A 19,451-nucleotide genomic window follows, 5' to 3' on the forward strand; every position below is an offset into this window, starting at 1 on the left:
GAGGTACCCTTATATGAAAAAAGTAATTACAGGAATAACAACAACTGGAACTATAACTTTAGGTAATTATATTGGAGCAATTAAACCAATGTTGGAATTACAAGATGAAAGTGAAATGTATATGTTTGTAGCTGACCTTCATGCATTAGTAACACCAGGAAATGCAAAGGACTTAAGAGAAAGAATAAGTAACGCATCAGCATTGTATTTTGCTTGTGGTTTCGATTCAAATAAAACTACAATTTTTATTCAATCAGAAGTACCTGCACATCCACAACTAGCATGAATATTAGGATGTAATACTACAATTGGTGAGTTATCACGAATGACACAGTTTAAAGATAAATCGCAGGCTAAAAAATCTAGTAATGGTACCGAAACAATCCCTACAGGATTATTAACTTACCCTACACTTATGGCTGCTGACATTCTTTTATACGATATAAATATCGTTCCTGTAGGTAAAGACCAAAAACAACATATTGAACTAACAAGAAATATTGCAACAAGAATGAATAACAAGTATGGTAAAGATTTATTTACAATACCAGAAGAATATACAACAACTGTTTCTGCTAAAATTATGGATCTACAAGATCCTACAAAAAAGATGTCAAAATCATCTGATAACTTAAAATCATTCATTTCCTTACTTGATTCTCCCGAGCTAGCCAAAAAGAAAATAAATTCAGCTGTTACAGATTCTGAAAACCTTATTAAATACGATCCTGAAAATAAACCTGGTGTTTCAAATTTAATAACAATTTATAGTTCTTTAAAAAACATGGAAATTGAAGAAGTAGTCAAGCATTTTGAGAACCAAAATTATGGTGTTTTAAAATTTGAGGTTGGTCAAGTTGTCGGTGAATTACTAGCTGATATTCAATCCAAGTTTATTAAATTAGTTGGGACTAAAGAATTACGTGAATTATTAGACAAAGGTAAAAATCGTGCAAATGAAATTGCCAATAAAAAGCTTAAATTTATACAAGAAAAAATCGGTCTATAAACCGATTTTTATTTTAACTATTTTTTTGACATTTCGTCAGAAATTGAACGCATGTAAATGATCAATTCTTTTTTAGTCATGTCTCTTAAGTTTGCCTTTTGTAATTTTGCTGATAGTTTGTTTTCTATAGCCATTTTTCTAGTAGTGTTTGAGTGTTTTTGTAAGTCACTTCTTTTTTCTTTAATTGATGCTGATCCATCTAATTTAGATCTTTCATCAGCTGAAAGTTCTTTAACATTGATTTTTTTAGCAGCTTCAACTTTTTTAGTAGCTTCAGCAGCAGCTTTTTCTGCATTTTTCTTAGCTTCCGCTTCTTTTTTAGCAGCAGCTTTTGCCTTTTCAGCTTCAACTTTTAGCTTTTCAGCAGCTTTTTTAGCAGCTTCTTTTGCTTTTACATCTGTTTCTGATTTAGCTTTTTCCTGAATTTTCTTAGCTTCAGCTAATTTTTTTTCAGCCTCTTTTTTAGATTCAATTTCTTTTTTAGCAGCTTCTTTTGCTTTTGCTTCAGCTGCTTTCTTAGCTTCCATATCAGCAGCAGATGGAGATTGAGTTTTTGCAGCTAATTCTTCTGCATACTTTTTCTCCATTTCTTTTAAAAATTTACTTGCTTCTGATTGTTCAGCTTTAGTAACTGTTTCAACTGGCTTTGAAGGTTCAGCTTTTTTAACTTCAACTGGTTTAGCAACAGGTTTTGGTGTAACAGCTTTTTTAACTTCAACTGGTTTAGCAGCTGGTTTTGGAGCCTCAACTTTTTTAACTTCAACTGGTTTAACAACGGTTTTAACTACTTTTTTAGGTGCTTCAACTGGTTTAACTTTAACAGCTGGTTTGTTTTCTAATGCTTTTTTAACAATCATAACAATTGCTTCAAATTTTTGAGGTTCATGAATTGCTAATTCAGATAACATTTTACGGTTAATGTCAATATTTGCTAATTTAATACCATTAATGAATTTTGAATAACTTAAATCGTATGGTCTAACTGCGGCATTAATACGTACGATTCATAATTTTCTAAAATCTCTTTTTCTTAATTTTCTACCAACAAATGCGTAGGCCATTGAACGTTGTACTTGTTCATGAGCTTTTTTATAACTATTTTTCTTTAATCCATAGTAACCTTTAGCACGTTTGATTCAACGTTTTCTTCTTGCTCTGGTTACTTTTCCAAATTTTACTCTTGCCATCTTCTATGTCTCCTTATATTAGATTAGACCTTTCAATCTTTTCATATCTGTTGGGTGAACAGTAGTTGATTTTTCTAGGTGTCTTTTTGCTTTTGTTGTTCTGTTTTGTGCTAAGTGAGAGCGGTATGCATGCCCTCTTTTTAAAGTTCCATTAGGTTTCTTTGTAACACGCTTAGCTAGTGCTTTTTTCGTTTTCATTTTTGGCATTGTTTTTACCTCCTGATTTTATTTTGCTAGGTACGATATACATATCTAGGAATCTATTTGTTAATTTTGGTTCTTTTTCAACTTTAGCTACGTCTTTGACTTTGTCAAAAAATTTGTTAATTGTATTTAATCCAAATTCTTGATAAGCAATTTCACGCCCTTTAAATTTAAGTGATACTTTAACTCTATCTCCATCATTTAAAAATTCACGTGCTTTTTTAGCCTTAACTTCTAAATCGTGATCTCCGATTCCAACAGTTAATCTTATCTCTCTGTTTTCAGTACGTACTTGATTCTTTTTAAGATCTTTTTGTTTACGTTTTTGTTCGTACTTATATTTTCCATAATCTAAGAACTTAACAATGGCTACTCCATTAGGTTGTAGACCAACTTGCAACATATCTAATGAGCTTTCTTCAGCTAATTTCAATGCTTCAAATTTGTTAATTGGTCCTTGTTTAGAACCATCTTCATGTATTATTAAAACTTCTCTAGCTCTAATTGCCTTATTTAATGGCTCTACATCTTTTTGATTACGGTTATTGTTGTTGTTAGGGTTCAAGTTGATTCCTCCAAAATAAAAGTGTGCGATTAAAGCAATCAGCACACTTAGAAAAACAATAATTAATTAACTTACTTTTTTGTATTAATTAAATCTTGTTCAATACCACGTCCTATATGTAGTGGTGAGCGATTGCTTCTTGCTTTAAACAATTTAATTATATCTCAATATCTTTTTATATTTATATATTTTTTAAAAAACGGTAACAAATCATTAATATATAAATATGAAATTAAATGAATATTACTGAAGCCCTACAATTGAGCTTCGCAAACACAAACATCAATATATAAATGTAGAAAGTCAAATACCGTATGAAATTCCTAGTGTAACAACTCTAGTTTCCCTATTATACCCTTTCCCTGAGACTAAAATTGATAAAGACATCCTAAGACAAGCAATAGACAAAGGAGTGTGTGTTCATGATCGTATTAGTGAATATATAAAATATGATACAGAATCTAAATGTAAGCACGTTTATTACAATATTGTAGACAAGACACACCAAACAGAATATAGCTGATTAAAATCTCAATTAGAGCAATTTATTAAAATTAACAAAATTACTGAATACTATTCTGAAGTATCAATGGCAAATGATTACTATACTGGTACTTTTGATTTGCTTTATAAAGATAACGATGATTTATGACATTTAGTTGATTTTAAAACAACAACAAGGTTTTATAAAGAAAAAGAGAGTTTACAACTTAGGCTATATGAAAAGTTAATTATTGACAACTTTGAAGATGTGCCTTCAATAGAATCTTTTACAATTTATAATACTAGACACCGTACACAATATGGATTTACAAAAAGAGAATTAGCTGATTCACTAATGGACTTTAATAAAATATGTGAAATTAAAAAAATAAAATAGTTCTTACGAACTATTTTTTTATCCTACATATTCTTCTTGTGGATTAACATATTCATCCAACTTAGCCGACTCACCTGTTTTCGTGAGTTCATCAATGATCTTCATCGCATCTTTTTTGAATGAGAATGTTTTATCATCTGGTTGTAAATCAAGTTGCATTCTATGAATATTATTATCCAATAGAACAAATGGAGCGTATATTATAGATTGCATTACGACTACCATTGCTGCAAATACAGCACCCATTCAGCTACCTGTAGCTCAATAGGCACCAAAGATTGGTGGAGCTGTTCACGGAACAACTACATTTTTATCAATACTAATATCCATTATTCCAAATCCTTGAACCAATACATAAAGACAAACTGCTGCTAATGGTGCCAATATGAATGGAGCAAACAGTACTGGATTAAATACAATTGGTAACCCAAATAGAATTGGTTCATTAATTCCAAACAATGCTGGGATTAACGCAATTCTGGTAACCATTTTTCAGTTACTTCTTCTAGTTAGGAAAGCAACCATTAATAACAGAGCAAAGGTTCCACCTGCTCCCCCAATATTGATTATGGTATCCATTAGTTGAGAACCAAAGAAACTATCTTTAAATGATGAATCTGGTGCTCCTGCCCCAAACTTAGTTCACATAAATGCACCAAGAATTGCAGATGAGTTTATCCCACATCATCAAATTACAGATGTAAGTGTAATAAATATTGCCACACCTAAAAATAAATTAACTTCAAATAAAAGGTTCATTGGAATTGCTATCATTAAACTTAATAATTGTGCAAGAGTCTTAGTTCCCGGAGCAATAAAATTACCTGGCAGATACACCAATAGTGGATCTAAGAAAGGAGTTGTAAATCTAAGTACAATTGAAAAGAAAGAAACAGATGTTAATAATATAAACATTGGAACTAAAGCATTAAGTGATTTAGCAACTGCATCAGGAATTGATGGTGGTAACTTAAATTTTAATGATTCAGCATTATCTAGCATAGAAAATAACTTAACAATAACTATAGGCAGCACAATTGCAGTTAACATTCCTGATGTTCCCATCGCTGCTTCTCAAGCAACAAGTGAACTTAAAAAATCATTCGATAACAATAAGTATGCAATTGTTGAAGTTATTGTAGAAACTCAAATAACATTTTGATTATAGTTTTTTGACACGTTATATGACATAACTATAACAATATAAAAACCAATAATACCATTTGTTCCAGCCCCAACAACTGTAAAAAATTGGTTTATTCTTGATAACCATAAAATAGCTTCATGACTTAATGTGATACTAAAAATATCAACTATAGACCCATCACCAGTTCCAAAAATAACAGTTGAAAATAATGTTGTAAAAGCCCCTAATAAAATAATTGGAAAAACGGTTAAAAACGTAAGTTTAATTGCATTAAGACTTTTAAATCTTGTTTGAAATGTTTCTACATCAACATAAAATCTCATAATCATTTTTTCTTTATTTGATCTCAGAGAATCTTTATATTGCATTTTTTCATTCTTTAACTCTTTAATATCATCTTTATAGATTTTGCAGCTTGAATATTTAGAAAACTTAATTTGCTTAACAGCCATTTTTTTATCTAATTTATATTCTAATAACTTTTCTTTTGAAATATTTTCTTGAGCTACTAATAAATCAAATTTTGATTTTTGTTCTTTCATTTCAATTTTGTAATTACTAATTATTTTTGATTTTAAATTTTTATATTTTTTTATTGATTCTGAAATTTTTATATTTAATCTATTTAAATTATCTGATTTAATAGACATCTTATTATTTGATTTAAAAGTATTAGAAATTTCTTTAACTTCTTCTAGATTTAATTTTTCTTTTATTTCATATTCACTTTTTAATTTTGCAAAGCTTTCAAGATATTCTTCATCAGAAATTAAATGAATATTTTTATTCTTTTTTAGTTCAAGAACTTCTACTTCATGATTAAATTTGTCTTCAAAATATTTAATTTTAGCTTCATATTTAATGTCTGAAACAACTCTACGTTGTATATTAAAATATTTTTTACTTAAATTATATTTTCCTATTACAAACTTTCTCAAATGAATATTATTGCTAATGGTTTTCTTTAATTCATCAATATCTGTTTCAACAGTGGCAAGACGTTTCAAGTATTTTTCATTATAGCTATTTATTGTTTCTTTTTTTTCTTTTTCATAGTCATCGTAAATTTTATTAATATCTTTTTTCTCGACTTTTGCTCGTAAAAGTTTGATGTTAAAGTTTTTATCTAAATTTATCATTTTTTCATTTTTTAATTCTTTAAATCTTGGCTTCAATGAATATTTAGAAACATTTGCATCTTTTAATTCAGATTTAATCGATTTAATTTTCTTTGTTAAATCTTTTTTTTGTTCTAAAAGATTATCTATTTCAACTAAAGCTTTTTCTATATTGCTATATTTTGAAACTCTTCGAAACATACTTACCTCCTTTTCAATGTATTTTTATAAATTATTTATTTTTATTCTTTTTCATAAAAGGCTATTGCCTTATCTAAGATTGACTTACCATCGATAAAACCATAATCTTGTTTATCAATTAACATTACTTTGCATTTCATGTTATCTTGTAATTTATTCAGTTCATAAGCAACTTGTGGTGCTACCAAACATAGGTCGTAACCCTCAGATTCACTTATAGCTTCAGCTAAAGTAAACACTTTAATATTTACATCTAAATCTTCTTCAAATGCGTAGTTTAACATTTTTTTAACTACGATAGATGTGCTCATACCTGCCATGCAAGTAAGTAGGAATTTGTATTTTTTCATTGCATCTTTTTCTTTCTATTTAAGCATTTAGTTTTTGTTTTTCATCGAATTGTCTTTCCAATTCTTTATTTTTTTCATCTTTGATAGTTTCTTGTTCTTCTTCATATGCGTTTCTAAACCTATTTAGTCCTCGACGCTCGATTCTAATCATTTCTCGAACAACATCTTTTTCAATTGCTTTATTAGCAATTAGAACAACTGGTAAATAAATAAACATTTGACTAGTTAGTCCAACTATTCAAACTAATATAGCGTTTATACTTCCACCTGTTGACAAGAACGTACCAAATATATTTGGCATAATTCATGGAACAGTTACTGTGGTGTATGGAATAAATCCAGTTATAGTTGCAACATATCCAATCATTATTCCAGCAATTGGCGCAAGAATAAATGATATGAAGAATATTGGGTTTAATATAATTGGTAATCCAAATAAGATTGGTTCATTAATACCAAATAAGGCTGGAATTATTGCTATTCTCGCCATAGTTTTTCATTCAAATCTTCTTGATATTAAAAGAACTACAACTATAAGTGCCAGTGTTGCTCCAGAACCTCCATTTTGACCAAACATATCTACAAATGGTTTTGTAAATACATTTTCACCCGTTCCATCTATATTTTCTTTAATTGCTTGTAATTGTAAAGGTTCAACTAATGTAGCAAGTAGCCCTGAAGCATGAATTCCGAAGAATCATAAGAATTGTCACATCATAATAACTATAGGCATACCTATTGGTCCAGTAACAATTCCAACCAAAGGTTTTTGAACTGCCAATAGCATTAAGTCATATAAAGAGGTAATACTTATTACTTCTTCAAAAATCTTAACAGGACCGATATATTCTCCCAAGAATAAGATAGAAACTGAAATACCAGCAAAAATCATACAGATAATAAATATTGATATTGCATTAACAAATGCTGTTGCTAAACTTTTCTCGTAAGCTCGTAAGGCAATTGGATTGAATAATCTAGATCTCGAAAATATTTGAAATAGTTTAGTTGTTACCACAGATACTATTATTCCCACAAACATACCTTGAGTACCTAAAACTGAGAAATCTTGTGTAAAGTTTGGAGACATCATTAAGAATACTAATATTGTTGAAACAATTGCAGACACTCTATTAATTTTATAAAATGTCGCAAGTGAATAAGTTATCGATATAGATAGTAATATACCAAGCATTCCGTAAGTTGACTTATACATTAAATCAAAAGGAATTTTTAATTGATTGATTATATCGTGTGCATTGGTATTATTTGCGTCAATAAATAAAGACATAAATCCAGTATTATAATCAAAAAATATTTGAGTCATAAATATTGCAAGAGCTCCAAGTAGAACTAAAGGCATTAATGCAAAATAACCATTTCTAATAGCATATATAAAACTAATATTTGTAACTTTTCCTGCTGTACTTGAAATAGACAATGTTGCATACTTCATTTTTTCCCTATTACTTACACTTCCCTTAATATACGTATATTGATCTTTTAAATCACTAAGTTCTGTTTTTAATTCGGTAATTTGTTTTGCACCAGCATACTTATTTTCATTTACAACAAGAAGTAAATTATATAATTTTTCATCATCTGGAGTTTCTAGTCTATTTAATTTATGTGTAGACATTCTTCTGATTTTTCTATTTACGTTTGAAATATCAGGGTTGCTTACTTTGAATTCAGTAATAATTTTATAAATTTTATTTTTAAAATATCTCTTAATTCTAAGGAACTCTTCACGAGAATGAGTTGTTTGTTTGGCAAATTTATAATTATTTTTTGCATCTTTTAACAGTTTTCTTGTCAATGATGAGCGCTTTGTTTTTGCCCATGAATAAGATAACTCTTTAACACGATCTTTGTAGATCTCCATTGTCATAAGTTCTCTATTTAATTCTTCAGATAATTTTTCTTGCTGATTTTTATAATTTTTCATATGAGAAGCAAAACTGTCAGACATAGCATTAAACAATGTTTCTTTTTCCTCGTTTAAATGTTTTACAGCATTTTCCTTGTCAAATGGACCTAACTCTCGAGTTCGCATTATTTTTTTCTCTTCAATTCTATATTCTCAAATTAAGTTTTTAATTGATGATTTAAAAAAATTCTCACGAGACTTTTCTGAAATTTTTATGTCTCTAATTTCAGATTTTAATCTTGAAATTTCATCGCGAGAAAATTTCATCCTATTTTTCAAAGATGCTTTTTTCTGAAATTTATTTCTTTTCTTTTGCTTAAAAACTAAACCAGCCATTATTTTCCTTACTCTTGTTTTTTTTATTACACTTTTATTACATTTTTATAATCGACACTAAGGTCTACTTGATTTGAATTTAAAAATCTATTTTTACTCTTACCACCATCTTTATTATTTATATTTAAGTACTTAGTTTCACCACCAAATTGGCTACCCCTATTTGGATCAGTTATATCTAAAACCATATTCCAATGATCGTAATGAATATTTTCAATTAAATAATTTGAAAATTTTAAATTCATACTTATACCTGGTTCATTAATAATTTCTTTTTTTAGTTTCACGGTTCTTAAAAGTGAATTTGAAAGTCCATAAATAGTTATTGGGTTTATTATTGCACTGTAATAATCAATTAAATCCTTAGGATTCATTCAACGTGCAGGATGATTATCAATGTTTGATGAATTATCTAAGTAATCAGCAATATCAACATTATGTTCTATATGGTAATATTTTGATTTTACAGGTAATACACTTTGGTTAAATAACTCAGTTCTAAAAATTTCCATTTGATTTGTTCTTATAATTTCATCATTAAAACTACCAGATTTGCTTTTGTAAGATTCAGGTAAAAATCCAAGTTCAAAAGAAGCTTTTCAATATCCATTTAATCAGGTAATCATTCCATCAGTTCTATAAGGTATTGGTTTATCACTATTGTTATTTTTATCAATAACTACAGTGGCATTTTTAAATGAAACTATTAGAGCTAATGCCTTTTCAAAATTAGGATTTAAAGGAAGAGAACGTGAAAACTGTATTGTTTTTTCTTCTGGTATTAAAGCATTGTTATTGGCTAGTCTATCAATTATGTAAGTATAATATTCTTTTAAATCTAAGGTAGTTGATGTATTACTACTTCATTCAGTATTTTTTCCTGTGGCTTCATTTACAAGTCTTGTTTCAGAAAAGGATCTGAATATATTATTGTACTTATTAAAGTCAGTTGCCATAATTCTCAATATTTCATCATAGATCATAAAGTTTTTCATTGATTTAATTTTTTTATATTCTAAAGCTTCATATTCTTCCAAATTTCCAAGTTTAGATTTTAATGAATTCATTTCAATCAAGTCTCTTTTAAAACCATTATTTTCATCTTCAGTATATGTAATAATTGTATTTCATTGCATTACATCATATCCATGAGTCATATTCATTTTTTTGTTTTTTGGAAATACAAAATTCATGAATGTAGATTTAATTTTTTCGTCGCTCATATCTTTATACTTATTTTCTATTTCCCTAAAAATTGATACATAATCCTTATTAATTTGTTGTTGAAGTATTTGATTGTGAGTTATTGGAACACAAGAAACAATAGCTGGCAGAGTTGCTGCTCCCACTATTGTTCCTGTTCCTAAAAATGCCAATGATACTAATAACTTTTTCATGACAAGATTTAACTAATATTTAAAACGCTCTTTTGCAAATTCAAATGCTCCAAGTGTACCACTTGAAAATCCCGTTTTAGAGATTTGAACATCTAGATGTTTTCCAAAATCATTAAGAATATATTTATCAATATGATTTTTTATTATGTTTACTAATTCTTCACCTAATAATGATGGACCACCACCTATAACAAATATTTCAGCATCTAAAACATGTTGAATAATTGCAATTTGTTTTGCCAATGGTTCCAATGCTTCAATGAAAATATCTTTTACTTCTTTGTTATTATTATTAAATAAAGGATTAATATCTTTAATTGTTAGGTCTCTCCCCAACTCTTTATATAAATTACCCAATTCACTAGTTGATTTTCTTGCAACCTCATTTATTTGTAATTCAATTGCTGTAGCTGAAGCTGCAGCTTCTAAACAACCATCCAATCCACAATTACATTTGTATTTAGTTTGAAAACCTCCACCATGACCTGGTTCACTTGGTAGACCTGAACTGTCACCTAATATAAGTGCTTTATTCAAAATAATTCCACCACCTATACCAGTTCCAATTGTGTACATCATCATTGAATTTGGTTTTCTTTTATAAGCTGATGCTCACTCTCCATAAACTGCTGCTTTAGCATCATTCATAACTGAGACATTTTTAACTTCAAATTCCTTTTGAAATTCTGATTTAATGTCGTAATCTTTGATATTCAAGTTAGCTGAGAAAATAACTTTTTCAGTAACAGGATCTATTATTCCACACACTGCTAATGCAACAAATGATAATTTTTTTGGTTTAATATCCAATTCAATACATTTTGCTACAAATCTTGTTTTAATATTTACTACTAAACTATTCATAGTTTTTGTTTCGACAACAAAATCACCAATAATATCATTTCCTTTGAAAATAACACATTTAGCAGTTGTTGCTCCCATATCTATTGATAAAGCATATTTGCTCATAAATACCTCTTTTTCAGTTGTTTAATACACTAATTTTACTATATAAACCCACCTTTTACAACCTTTAAACTAATGTAAACCTACATTAAAATAAATAAAAAATAATCCTAGGATTATTTTTTATCTTTTCAAATATCAATAATTTGTACTGATAATTGAATAATTACTTCAGCACTTGTTAAACTATCTTCTGCGTGAATATATAAAACACTATATTCAACTTTTTCTTTATTTGCTTCTTTTGCAACTACATCCATGTGGAATTTTCTAGCTGATGATAATTCTGATTTTGCTGTTTCAATTAAAGAGTTAGATAAATTAAAGTCTTTACTTTTTGCAGCTTCAATAGCTTTAAAAGCATTAGATTTTGCACTCGCAGTAGATGTTATTATTCCAAAAGAAATTGCTTCTCAATCCATATTTATTACCCCTAAATTTGCCCCATTCTATATAGCTTTGCAAATTGTCCTTCTAGTTTCATTAGTTCATTAAATGAACCACTTTCTATTACATTTTTATTTCTACCAATAACATAAATTATATCATAGTTAATAATTGTTGATAATCTATGAGCAATTGCCACAGTAGTTCTTCCTTTTGATAGCGCTTCAAATGAAGCCAAAATTTCTTTTTCTACAACATTATCTAATGCTGATGTAGCTTCATCAAGAACAATTAATGATGGATTTTTTAAGAACATTCTGGCAATAACTAAACGTTGTTTTTGTCCTCCAGATAACATAAAACCTTGTTGTCCTGCAACAGTTTCATAACCATCAGGCATTGAAAGTACAAAGTCATGAAACTTAGCTGATTTAGACGCTGCAAAAACTTCTTCATCAGTTGCATTTACATTTGTATATCTTATGTTTTCCATAATAGTTCCAAAGAAAATTTGAGGTTCTTGATCAACATAACCAACATGGTCTAAATAATTTGTTAATTGATAATCTTTAATATCAACTCCATTTATTAAAACTTGACCTTTTGTAGTATCGTAAAATCTCATTAACATTTTTGTTATTGTTGATTTACCTACTCCAGATTCACCAACGAAAGCATAAGATTTACCCTTTTCTAGTTTAATGTTTAATCCTTCAATGATTTGTAAATGTTTATCATCTTCAGGATATGAAAAATCAACATCCCTAAATTCTATAGTTTCAATTTCATCATTAATAGAAGTATCTTTAACTGTAATTGCACCTGGTTTATTTTGAACTAATGATTTGATAGAAATAATTCTTTCAAGCCTCATCATTGAGTTTGATAATCTTGTTGCAAACCTGAAAATCATCGGAAGTAATTGAGTTAAGTTACTCATCATATATGCTGAAATTGTAAACGAAGTAATTATTGGAACAAGTTCAGTAATACCCATTCCATGACCAACATGGTGATATAAAATTGCTAAGAATATTGAAAGTACAGGTATTACTAATGCGGTTGTAGAAGCTATAACTGCAATCCATGCAGAGTATCCAATTGTTATATCAACACTTTTACCTCAATTTTCATGCTTATCTTCAAAAATTTTAATTTCTTCATTTTCAGTTCCAGAAGATTTTAATAGTCTAATATTCATAATTCTGTCAGTCATTTCACCATCAATTTTTAAACGGTGATTAAAAGCTGTAATTAAACTTCTTCTGTAAAGAATAAATATTAAAAACAAGATAATAAATACTACTAGTAAAACTGATGTAATGATTGCTGCTAAGAAAACATCTTGCATAAACATTGTTGTAATAACTGTAAATAAAAAAATTATTGTATAAAAGAAGTTAATACAAAAGTTAGTTAACATATCACCGGCAACCGTTGAATCTGTCATAACCTTTGACATTGTTTCACCCAATACATTTTTTGAATATCAACTCATATCTACACGAATCATTGATTCAACGGTTTTAAGTCTTAGATAAACTTCAACCCTATTTTGTAATCTGTGACCAGCATATTCTAAAATTCATTCAGATAAACCCATAAATATTAATAACCCGACAGCAATTCAAACCATTGATGTTCATGAAGTATAAACTCCTAGAAACATTGCATGACCCGATTCAGCTGTAACAGATTCAATTAAAACTTTAGATATAATTGGTACAATACCAAATGCAAATCCTTGTAAAAAAATACTTCCAAAAAATACTAATGATAGAAATCAATGCTTTTTGAATACAGGTAAAATTTGTTTAAAGGCACCCATAAATTTTTTTCATGTGAATGCATAGTCGCTTTCAAATTTACTAAACAATTTAGGTTTAGTAATTTTTTCTTCAATAACTGACTTAGATACTTGTTTTTCATCTAATTTTTTATCAAATTCCATTGTAAATTTTTCCATAGTGCCTCCTTATTGATTATTATTATAAATTATTATTAGTGGTATTCTCGATACCTATTGCTATTTTTTTATTTTTAGTGAAAATAATACTTATGAGAAACTATATAGAAATTAAAAATAAAAACCTCAAATTGAGTTTAATTTGAATAGGAATATCTATTAATATAATATTCTTCATTTGATTTTTCATTTCGGGCAATATTGATCCTGCTCCACGATTTCAGGCAATAAGTCACGGTTGGAGGTTTTTAACAACATTGACATTTTGGACAACTCAAGTTTGTGCCATGAATATTATATTCCCTATTTTGGTGGTTCTAAACGGTAAATGAGGAATTTGAAAGCCACGATATCAAAGTTGAATTTCATTCATGGCTTTTAACTTAATGTGTATGATTATATTTTGAGCTGGATTTACTGATTTTAATGTAAGTTCAATTAAAGAAGAAACACCCGTTGGAGATATATCTGCTTATGCAAATGTTATTTTTTCAAAACCACATAAATTAATAATTACATTATGAGCACACATGTTTGCTCCACTTGCATCAATTTTTGTATTTATATTTTTTGTAGAAAAATATAAAATAGATGTTAAGTCATATTACAAAGCTGCATCTCCATTTTGCATTGCTTATCTAAGCGCATGATTTTTAATTAACATTATTAAGATGTTTATAATGTATGGTGTTGGTGTTGAAAATATTATGACATTCAAAATTTCTGGAGATTACAATACTGAGTTTCAAGAATTCTATGAAAGGATAAGAACTAATAATCCCGGATTTTGAGGTGACATGTCTGTTATTGGATATCTATCTGGACCATACTTTTTCTTTAACTTTGCTTTAGAAGATGATATTGCAAGCAATGGGATGTCTTTGATGATGGGAGTTGCATTTGGATCTGTTATTGTGACAATAATTATGCAATATGTAGTAATTGGCTTTGGTAACTTATGGATCAAAAAAAATAACCCAGATACGCCAATAAGTAATGAATACAATTTCATTGTTGAAAAATATGAGGGACGATCATTTGAAATAATAAAGATTTGTTTTTACATAATAACTTTATCTGCTGGAATATTTCAATTAACTCAAACAAATCATTATATTAATGAAAATATCGGATTCATGTATAAAACTGCATACCTAATTGTAGCAGTTTCTATTTTATTAGGTTCTATGTGTGGAATAATGATTGCATTATTATATATATTAAATATTTATAAAAATCCTTCATGAACATTCTACATATCTTTATGTGTTGGAGGATTGGCATTGTCATTTTATTTAATAGGAATACCATTATTAATTATTTCAGTATTTTCACTTTGATATAAATCGAATAAAAAAAATCTCTAATTTAATTAGAGATTTTTTTATTAATATTCGTCAGTATGGTGATCCATATCATATTTTGTTTTTGCAAAATATACTGATGTATATTTTATATTAATTAAGTGTAGTAATCCTGGAAGAACAATTCCCCCACCGATTCAGTTACCAATTAATGTTGGAATAACGTTAGCAAATATAAATGAACCAATTATAACCATTTGTGTATTAACGTGGAATCCATCTTGACCAGCATTTAAGAACAATTCTCAAACAAATATTCATAAGAAGAATGTATTAGCAGGTCCATGTTGTAACCCCATCATAACAAACAAGAAGATTGGTAAACAAATAATAATAACTGTTGTTGATGAATTTTTTGTTGATGCTGTTAGTGGTAATGTTGATGAAACCATTATATTACATAAAATTCCACTTCCTAAACAAAATAACATTGTTAAGACTACATCTTTAATTGTTATATCAAAACCAGGTGTATCAAAGTCTTGTGCAGATTTAAGTTGTAAAATTCTATCTTTTGCTTCTTGTGATAAATTTGGAAATAGATCTGATAAAATTTCTTCAGTATATTTATGTTCGTCAATAACATGTCCAATGTTATAAAGTTTGTGAATTCCAATGTCATGTGCTTTTCCTAAGAATACACTATCTTCTAAAATTCCAGCCATTGCTGCAATTGAAACAAAAATACCTGTTCCTAAAATATTTCCTAAAAGTACTCCAAAAATTCCTCTTATGTAGTGATCAATTTTAACTGCACCTTTCATTGTTGGAATTGTTGCTAGAACATGTGAAGTATAAAGACCTCCACCCAAGAATGTAATAAGAACAATACAAAATGGGAATATGATTGCCATAATCATTCTTTCCATCATTGCAGCGTTATCTCCGCCTAATGACATAACAGCATAAGTACAAGCTGTATAACCAAACCCGATAATAAAACCTGATAAAACTCCAAGTAATACTTGTTTAAAGAATGTATACTCCATTTTATGAATTGAAGCTGCAAAACCTCCAATAATTCCATCTGTCATGTAACCATGACCTGTCATTACTTTTTCATAATCCATATTCTTTAACTGATTTTCATACTCTAGTTTTGATAATTTTTTTTGTGCAAGGTCTTTAATGTCGTGGTACATTCCTGTCTTTCCACGTTCTTTTTTAGGAGCCTCATCATTTGGAACTTTAATTTTTTCAATTGATGATTTTTCTTTTATTTCTTTAGCTTTAGCCACCTTTTTGTTTTCAGTTGGTGACTTTCCTTTTTTAATCATTTGCTTAACCTTTTCCTTCTAAAAATTTTTGTAAATATATTAAATATTGTAATACTTTGTTTCAATTTCTTTTACTATTTTTTTAATAAATTCATCTTTATTTACTTTTTCAGTAGATTTTGAACCGTACTTTCTAAAAGAAACAACATTATCGTTAATTTCTTCTTCTCCAAGGATAACTTGGTAAGGTATTTTTTTCATTTGAGCTTCACGAACTTTATAACTTAAGCGTTCATCTCTCATATCAACATGAGTTCTTATTTGCTTGGTTTTTAATTCTTTTGATAGCTTTAGTGCTGCATCATTAAATCTTTCAAGTACTGGAATTATTTCAATTTGTGTTGGTGAACATCATAAAGGTAATGCTCCTTTTGTTTGTTCTAATAAAATTGAAATAAATCTTTCATATGTACCAATTAGTCCTCTGTGAATCATAACTGCTCGTTGAGGTTTCAAATTTTTATCTAAGTAGTTAACATCAAACTTCATAGGTAATAGGAAATCTAATTGAATTGTTGAAACTGTAATCTCATGACCTAAAACAGTTTTAGCTTGAATGTCTAATTTGGGACCATAGAAAGCTGCTTCACCTTCCATTTTTTTATAATCAACTCCTAAGTCATCTAACACTTCTTCTAATTGTTTTTCTGCATTATTTCACATTTCATCATCATCATAATATTTTTCTTTATCTTCAGGATCACGTAATGATAGTGAAAGATAATCAATTTTAATTTTGAATGTTTCTAAAACCTCTTTAATAAGTTCATAACAGTTTTTGAATTCTTCTTTAATTTGATCTGGACGAGCAAATATATGTGAATCTGTTAATTCCATAGAACGTACACGTTCTAATCCTACAAGAGCACCTGAAGCTTCATAACGATATAGTGTTGCATGTTCACAGTATCTCAAAGGAAGTTCTTTATAAGATCTTGGTTTATGTTTAAAAACTTGAATGTGATGTGGACAAGCCATTGGTCTTAAAACCAATTCTTCTTTTAGTTCTTTTTCATTTGGAAGTTTAATTGAGTTAAACATATCATCACGATAATGGGCTCAGTGACCTGAAGTTTCGTATAACTCACGTGATCCCAAGTTAGGAGTTTCAATTGGTACGAAATCATATTCAAACTCTTTAGCTTTTAAATAGTTTTTAATTTCATTTTTTATTGTTGTTCCATTTGGAAGTCAAACAGCCATTCCATGACCTAAAATTGGGTTTATTGTAAAGATATCAAGTTTCTTACCAATTGTTCTGTGATCCCGCTCTTCACGGTCTTTAAGCATATCTTTAATAGCCTTGATCTCATCAGAATTACCTGTGATTCCATGAATTTTTTGTAGCATTGCATTATCTGCATTTCCTAATCAATATTCACCTGTTAAATTAATTAATTCAATTTGTTTTAATTTTGCAAAATTTGTAATTAATGGTGCAGTTACAACAAAATAGAATTTGTCATATTTAGCAACTGAAAATCCATTTTCTTTTGATTCTTTAATTATGAATTTTGTAAATTCTTTATTACCATAAAATGACAATAATTCTTTTTCAAACTTAGAAGCGTCATCTGAAACAAATTCAATTGATTTGCTTTCCTTTAACACTTTAGAAATTTCTTTTTGAATATCTTTTAAATTTTCAAGTTTAATAGATTCTTTGAATTTAAAAGAAACTCCAAATTCAAAATCATTTATTTCTTTTTTATACATTGATGATATTTCATTATCACTAGACATTTTTTTTACTGCAATCATTGTTGCCAATTTTGAACTATATTTTTTTGCATATTCAAACTCAACTGATTTATCTGTAATTATTTCTAATTGTGCATCTTTTGTTACTTTAAAAAATGGTGAAACCATTTTTCCATTAATTTTTGCACCAACACAAACTTTTTTTAAACTAGTAGCAATTGATTCAGCTATATCTAGTACTGACATACCACTGTTTAATTCAAGTTGTTTTCCATCTAAAAGAGATATTTTCATATTAATACCCTCCATATACAATAATAATTTTATATTAATATGTTTTTGAAATAAAAAAAAGATAACCGTTTTTTTACAGTTATCCCTATACACATTTAATAAACACATGAAATATTAGGAGTTTGCTAAATTTATTATTTACTTGACTATTTGTGTGGTTTCCCACAACATAATAATACAATAATATTTTTTTTATTTCAACTAAGAATAATAAAAATTTTTATTATATTTTATCTATTTTCATTAACCTGTTTAAATAATTAGGTACCCCATTTTCATTAACGTTGTCTGTTATTTCATAAGCTAGTTCTTTAATCTCGTCAATAGCATTTCCCATAGCAATAGAATATTTTATGTTTTTAAATACTGGTAGGTCATTGTGTTGATCCCCAAAGTAAATAACATTATCAGTTGTAATATTTGTTTTATTTGTTTTATTTAGCACTTTTATCAAATGACTTAGTCCTGCAAATTTATCATTTCCCTTAACTATTAAATCAATACTGAATTCATCTCATCATGTTATGTGCATTTTGTCACCAATCAATTTTTGAAGATCTTTAATGTCTTCTTTATGACTTTCAACGTTATTTAGTGTAAATTGAGATGTTGATTTATTTTTCATATACTCAGGTTTATAAATTAAAAATAAGTCATCTCTAGTAATAAATCTTTCAGCCTTTGATTCTTTTAATTCATCTATATCTATAAAATATGATTGTCTAGAATCAGGTGAAGAAATTATGAATTTCATTTTTCTGTCAGTTAAAAAGTCAATTATCTTTTTTGTTTCTTCTACTGTAAACGAATCAACCACATGACTTTTGTTTTCAATAAAGTCACGAACATCTGCCCCATTTGTACCGATGTAATATCTTGTATATTCATTATTTGCAGCTCCATAATCATTTGTTAGATAGTCCATTAAACATGATGCATTACCTGTGTCAATAACAAAATAAACATTTCTTTTTTTTAGTTCTTCAATTGCTAACTTCATTTCCTTTGATAATCATGGTTTTTGTTTTGAAATCAAAGTACCATCAACATCACAAACCACTAATTTTATTTCATTATTATTAATTTTCAACATTTTAGCCCCTCTATGAACTTCACAAATTTATTCGTTAATTTTAATCTTTTATTTTGTTAAAACAATATTTGATTGCCAA

General features: G+C 28.1%; 15 protein-coding genes and 1 pseudogene. 3 read left to right on the top strand and 13 right to left on the bottom strand.

What is annotated here, in order from left to right; all coding sequences use genetic code 4:
• Nucleotides 1-13 precede the first annotated feature (13 nt).
• The gene (gene trpS / locus STIUS_RS02640; protein ID WP_162649831.1) at nucleotides 14-1,009 is read left to right on the top strand and encodes a tryptophan--tRNA ligase; all 996 of its coding nucleotides are present in this window, start codon (nucleotides 14-16) and stop codon (nucleotides 1,007-1,009) included.
• 836 nt (nucleotides 1,010-1,845) lie between these two features.
• Here trpS and rplT read toward each other — a convergent pair.
• The 3 genes and pseudogenes from rplT to infC all read right to left on the bottom strand — a co-directional run.
• Nucleotides 1,846-2,196 (bottom strand): annotated as a pseudogene (gene rplT / locus STIUS_RS02645) (50S ribosomal protein L20); the annotation flags it as partial.
• 18 nt (nucleotides 2,197-2,214) lie between these two features.
• Nucleotides 2,215-2,403 carry a 50S ribosomal protein L35 gene (rpmI, locus tag STIUS_RS02650; RefSeq protein ID WP_162649832.1) on the bottom strand — a complete coding sequence of 63 codons (189 nt, stop codon included), beginning with the start codon at nucleotides 2,401-2,403 and terminating at the stop codon, nucleotides 2,215-2,217.
• Complete coding sequence (gene infC, locus STIUS_RS02655; RefSeq protein WP_162649833.1) at nucleotides 2,369-2,965, bottom strand: translation initiation factor IF-3; 597 nt, start codon at nucleotides 2,963-2,965, stop codon at nucleotides 2,369-2,371. Before infC ends, rpmI begins: the two co-directional genes overlap by 35 nt.
• A 226-nt stretch (nucleotides 2,966-3,191) precedes the next feature.
• On the opposite strand from infC, the gene STIUS_RS02660 reads away from it, so the two are divergent.
• Nucleotides 3,192-3,845, top strand: coding sequence for a PD-(D/E)XK nuclease family protein (locus tag STIUS_RS02660; RefSeq protein WP_162649834.1), 654 nt, complete (start codon nucleotides 3,192-3,194; stop codon nucleotides 3,843-3,845).
• An 18-nt stretch (nucleotides 3,846-3,863) separates the two neighbouring features.
• On the opposite strand, the gene STIUS_RS02665 is transcribed toward STIUS_RS02660, so the two are convergent.
• From STIUS_RS02665 to STIUS_RS02695, 7 genes are all read right to left on the bottom strand, one after another.
• The gene (locus STIUS_RS02665; RefSeq protein WP_162649835.1) at nucleotides 3,864-6,311 is read right to left on the bottom strand and encodes a PTS sugar transporter subunit IIC; all 2,448 of its coding nucleotides are present in this window, start codon (nucleotides 6,309-6,311) and stop codon (nucleotides 3,864-3,866) included.
• A 41-nt stretch (nucleotides 6,312-6,352) separates the two neighbouring features.
• Nucleotides 6,353-6,661: a PTS sugar transporter subunit IIB gene (locus tag STIUS_RS02670; RefSeq protein WP_162649836.1), complete on the bottom strand. Its 309-nt coding sequence runs from the start codon at nucleotides 6,659-6,661 to the stop codon at nucleotides 6,353-6,355.
• Nucleotides 6,662-6,680: 19 nt separating this feature from the next.
• Nucleotides 6,681-8,927 carry a PTS transporter subunit EIIC gene (locus STIUS_RS02675; RefSeq protein ID WP_162649837.1) on the bottom strand — a complete coding sequence of 749 codons (2,247 nt, stop codon included), beginning with the start codon at nucleotides 8,925-8,927 and terminating at the stop codon, nucleotides 6,681-6,683.
• A gap of 26 nt (nucleotides 8,928-8,953) precedes the next feature.
• Nucleotides 8,954-10,324 (bottom strand): hypothetical protein, encoded by a 1,371-nt coding sequence (locus tag STIUS_RS02680; RefSeq protein WP_162649838.1) that lies wholly within the window; start codon nucleotides 10,322-10,324, stop codon nucleotides 8,954-8,956.
• 12 nt (nucleotides 10,325-10,336) lie between these two features.
• Nucleotides 10,337-11,293 (bottom strand): ROK family protein, encoded by a 957-nt coding sequence (locus STIUS_RS02685; protein WP_162649839.1) that lies wholly within the window; start codon nucleotides 11,291-11,293, stop codon nucleotides 10,337-10,339.
• 113 nt (nucleotides 11,294-11,406) lie between these two features.
• On the bottom strand, nucleotides 11,407-11,712 hold the full coding sequence (locus STIUS_RS02690) for a PTS lactose/cellobiose transporter subunit IIA (RefSeq protein ID WP_162649840.1): 306 nt from the start codon (nucleotides 11,710-11,712) through the stop codon (nucleotides 11,407-11,409).
• Between the two features lie 11 nt (nucleotides 11,713-11,723).
• A complete protein-coding gene (locus STIUS_RS02695; RefSeq protein ID WP_162649841.1) occupies nucleotides 11,724-13,643 on the bottom strand; it encodes an ABC transporter ATP-binding protein in 1,920 nt (639 codons plus the stop codon).
• A gap of 371 nt (nucleotides 13,644-14,014) precedes the next feature.
• Here STIUS_RS02695 and STIUS_RS02700 point away from each other — a divergent pair, with 371 nt between their 5' ends.
• Nucleotides 14,015-15,010: a hypothetical protein gene (locus tag STIUS_RS02700; RefSeq protein WP_162649842.1), complete on the top strand. Its 996-nt coding sequence runs from the start codon at nucleotides 14,015-14,017 to the stop codon at nucleotides 15,008-15,010.
• Nucleotides 15,011-15,030: 20 nt separating this feature from the next.
• Here STIUS_RS02700 and STIUS_RS02705 read toward each other — a convergent pair whose 3' ends face one another.
• The 3 genes from STIUS_RS02705 to STIUS_RS02715 all read right to left on the bottom strand — a co-directional run bounded on the left by STIUS_RS02705 (nucleotide 15,031) and on the right by STIUS_RS02715 (nucleotide 19,372).
• Nucleotides 15,031-16,284: a formate/nitrite transporter family protein gene (locus STIUS_RS02705; RefSeq protein WP_162649843.1), complete on the bottom strand. Its 1,254-nt coding sequence runs from the start codon at nucleotides 16,282-16,284 to the stop codon at nucleotides 15,031-15,033.
• Between the two features lie 39 nt (nucleotides 16,285-16,323).
• Nucleotides 16,324-18,279 (bottom strand): threonine--tRNA ligase, encoded by a 1,956-nt coding sequence (gene thrS, locus STIUS_RS02710; protein WP_162649844.1) that lies wholly within the window; start codon nucleotides 18,277-18,279, stop codon nucleotides 16,324-16,326.
• A 223-nt stretch (nucleotides 18,280-18,502) separates the two neighbouring features.
• The gene (locus tag STIUS_RS02715) at nucleotides 18,503-19,372 is read right to left on the bottom strand and encodes an HAD hydrolase family protein (protein WP_162649845.1); all 870 of its coding nucleotides are present in this window, start codon (nucleotides 19,370-19,372) and stop codon (nucleotides 18,503-18,505) included.
• Nucleotides 19,373-19,451: the final 79 nt, after the last annotated feature.

It is taken from the genome of Spiroplasma sp. TIUS-1 (assembly GCF_010365785.1).
Lineage (GTDB): Bacteria > Bacillota_I > Bacilli_A > Mycoplasmatales > Mycoplasmataceae > TIUS-1.